General features: G+C 59.3%; 3 protein-coding genes. 2 read left to right on the top strand and 1 reads right to left on the bottom strand.

What is annotated here, in order from left to right; translation table 11 throughout:
- Window positions 1–63 precede the first annotated feature (63 nt).
- Window positions 64–252 carry a hypothetical protein gene (locus tag OQK_RS00100; protein WP_016770563.1) on the bottom strand — a complete coding sequence of 63 codons (189 nt, stop codon included), beginning with the start codon at window positions 250–252 and terminating at the stop codon, window positions 64–66.
- A 357-nt stretch (window positions 253–609) separates the two neighbouring features.
- On the opposite strand from OQK_RS00100, the gene OQK_RS00095 reads away from it, so the two are divergent.
- The gene (locus tag OQK_RS00095; protein WP_038860038.1) at window positions 610–1,857 is read left to right on the top strand and encodes an MdfA family multidrug efflux MFS transporter; all 1,248 of its coding nucleotides are present in this window, start codon (window positions 610–612) and stop codon (window positions 1,855–1,857) included.
- A gap of 9 nt (window positions 1,858–1,866) precedes the next feature.
- Window positions 1,867–2,719: LuxE/PaaK family acyltransferase (locus OQK_RS00090; protein ID WP_016770561.1), on the top strand; the 853-nt coding region annotated here is incomplete at its 3' end.

The raw sequence follows: 2,719 nt of genomic DNA, 5'->3' as shown, positions 1-2,719 counted from the left end.
GACAAGAGTTACAGCCTGCACCCGCAGGCTGCAGCGGTCCTCAACCACGAATGAGGCTCGCTTTCAGGGCTTGACCTTGCGGCGCATCACGCCATTGATCACCACCACAACCACCGCCACGCCGATCGCGACGTACTGGAAAGTTTTCTCGGTGATCATGCCGGCGTTTTGCAGCCAGGACAGGCCCAGCATGATCGCCAGTACCGACAGGGCGATCAGAATCGAATAAATCAAGCGTTGCTTCTGGGTCATTGCGGTTTCCTGAAACGTTGGAATGTATGCGTTTGCAAGCCATACGCTTGCCGAATTACGGGGACGTGCCGGGGCAAACGGAGTGCCATGTTACAGCCGCGGAAGATTTTTCGCTGCATGGCCGCCCAACCTGGAAGCCCGGCCCGCCCGGTCGATTTACCGCAAACAATGCCCGCCCTGTCGCGAGCATTGTTGTTTCTGCCGCAATGGCAGCCAGGTAAACATGTTTGCGTTCCGCCCGCCCTTTAAACATGCCGTAAGTTTTTGAAATCTTCTGACGCAGCAAACGGCTAGGTCGGCTGTGCGTCTGCACCTAGGCTCTGCGAACTTCCTACCACTCATAAAACAGGGATGTTCATGCAGAGAACACTTATAAATATCGGCCCCAGACAGGTTGCCGGTTTCTGTCTGGCGCTGACCGCTTTCGAACTGCTCACTTACATGGCCAGCGACGTGATCATGCCAGCGATGCTGGACGTCACTACCGACCTCGAAGCGGACGCGCGGCATGTTCCCCATGCATTCAATCTTTATCTGTTGGGTGGCGTCTGCCTGCAATGGTTGCTTGGCCCCTTGTCCGACCAATTCGGACGCAGGCCACTGCTGTTGACAGGCTGCGCGCTGTTCGGTGTGTCGTGCGCGGCAGCTTTCAGCACCGACAGCATTGAAGCGTTCAACCTGTTGCGTCTGTTGCAGGGCATGGGGCTGGGATTCGTCGTCGCCGTGAGCTACCCGGCATTGCAGGAGGTTTTTTGCGAAGCCGACGCCGTCAGGCTGATGGCGTTGCTAGGCAATGTTGCGTTGTTATCGCCGTTGCTCGGGCCGCTGCTTGGCATCCTGCTGCTGGAATGGCTGAGCTGGCGGGAAATTTTTCTGCTGCTTGGATGCACAGCAGCGCTGGTATGGCTCGGCCTGTTGCTGTGGATGCCGGAAACTGTGGGCGTCGAGCGCCGCGATGGTCATCAAACTCCCCGGGTGCCCTTCTCCTGGCGCCTCACTTGTCGGCGCTACGGTGCGCTGTTGGGCAATCCGCGTTTCCTCTGTGCAAGCCTGGCGCTCGGCCTGATGAGTCTGCCGCTGATCGCCTGGATAGGCCTGGCGCCATTGCTGCTGGTGCGGGTACTGGAAATGCCGCCGCTGGAATATGGCCTGTGGCAGATACCGGTGTTCTCGGCAGTCATCGCCGGCAATCTGATTCTCGACCGCTTGCTGCAGACTCATTCGCTGACGCAATTGATTCAACTGGCGCTCTGGCCGTTCTGTCTAGGCCTTCTGTTTCTGGCCGCGTGCGCATTGCTCGGCGCGGGGCTTGGTCCGGTGGTGGCGAGTTTGTCGCTGTACGCCGTCGGGCTGGGCATGAGCAACGCGGCGGTGTATCGCCTGGCGCTGTTTTCCAGCGACGACAGCAAAGGCTTGGTGTCGGCGCTGACCGGCATGATTTCGATCGCCGTCATGGGCGTTGGCGGTTCGCTGATTGCTGCCATCGGTGGCGGCAGCCGTCTTGAATACTTCGCTCTCTGGGCCGGATTCGGCGGGCTGATGTGCCTGCCCATGGTTTACCGGCTACTGCAAACCACCACCGCTGATGTGGCCTCGCCTCAATAAGGAACATGGATGACTCACCTACCCTATGCCGACGCGCTGTGCGCGTTGACGCAACCCTATTGCGCGGATTCAGCCGCGCCCGATCTGTTTGATCGGGCGATGACCGAAATAAGCCGCTTTCACTGCGATCACACCCCGGGTTACGCCCATTGGCTCAACGCCCATGGACTGACGCCGCAGGACCTCGACAATCTCAATGACTGGTCGCGTCTGCCGCCGATCTTTGCCAGTTTCTTCAAGCAACACCTTCTGCTCAGCAGCACGGGGACGAACGCCCTTGAACTGACTTCGTCGGGCACCAGCGGGCAGAAAAGCCGGATGCGTTACGACGAACGCAGCCTGGCTCGGGCGCAGTTCATGGTTGCGCAGATCTTTCGCCATTACGCCTGGGACACTCCCGATAGTCCGTGCAACTACCTGCTGTTGAGCTACGAACCCGAAGGACGCATCACCTTGGGCACCTCGTTTACCGACCAGTTTCTCTGTCGGTTTGCCCCGGTCAATCGCGTGGTCTACGCCTTGCGTAACACTGGTCGCGGCCATCAGTTCGATGTATTCGGCGTGATCGCCGCCTTGCAGTCATTCGCTGAAGAAGGCTTGCCGGTACGGATTTTCGGCTTCCCGGCGTTTCTCTGGCAGACCCTGCAACGCATGCAGGCTACCGCTGTGCAGGATGTGCAATTGCCCGCCGGTTCGCTGGCCTTTTTTGGCGGTGGCTGGAAAACCCAGGCTGCGCAGGAAATTCCCAAACAACAGTTTTACGCCCATATCCATCGGCAACTGGGCATCGAACCGGCCCGCTGCCGCGATGGTTACGGTGCTGTCGAGCACGCCGTGCCTTACATCGAATGCGCCCGTCACC

Source organism: Pseudomonas sp. R62 (assembly GCF_000257605.1).
Lineage (GTDB): Bacteria > Pseudomonadota > Gammaproteobacteria > Pseudomonadales > Pseudomonadaceae > Aquipseudomonas > Aquipseudomonas atacamensis.
The sequence above is the reverse complement of the archived record's forward strand: the minus strand, read 5'-3'. Positions and strand labels throughout refer to the sequence as shown.

Excerpts from the sequence above, each read along its gene's own strand:
- OQK_RS00100 (WP_016770563.1), bottom strand. The coding sequence starts at position 252 with ATGACCCAGAAGCAACGCTTGATTTATTCGATTCTGATCGCCCTGTCG.
- OQK_RS00095 (WP_038860038.1), top strand. The coding sequence starts at position 610 with ATGCAGAGAACACTTATAAATATCGGCCCCAGACAGGTTGCCGGTTTC.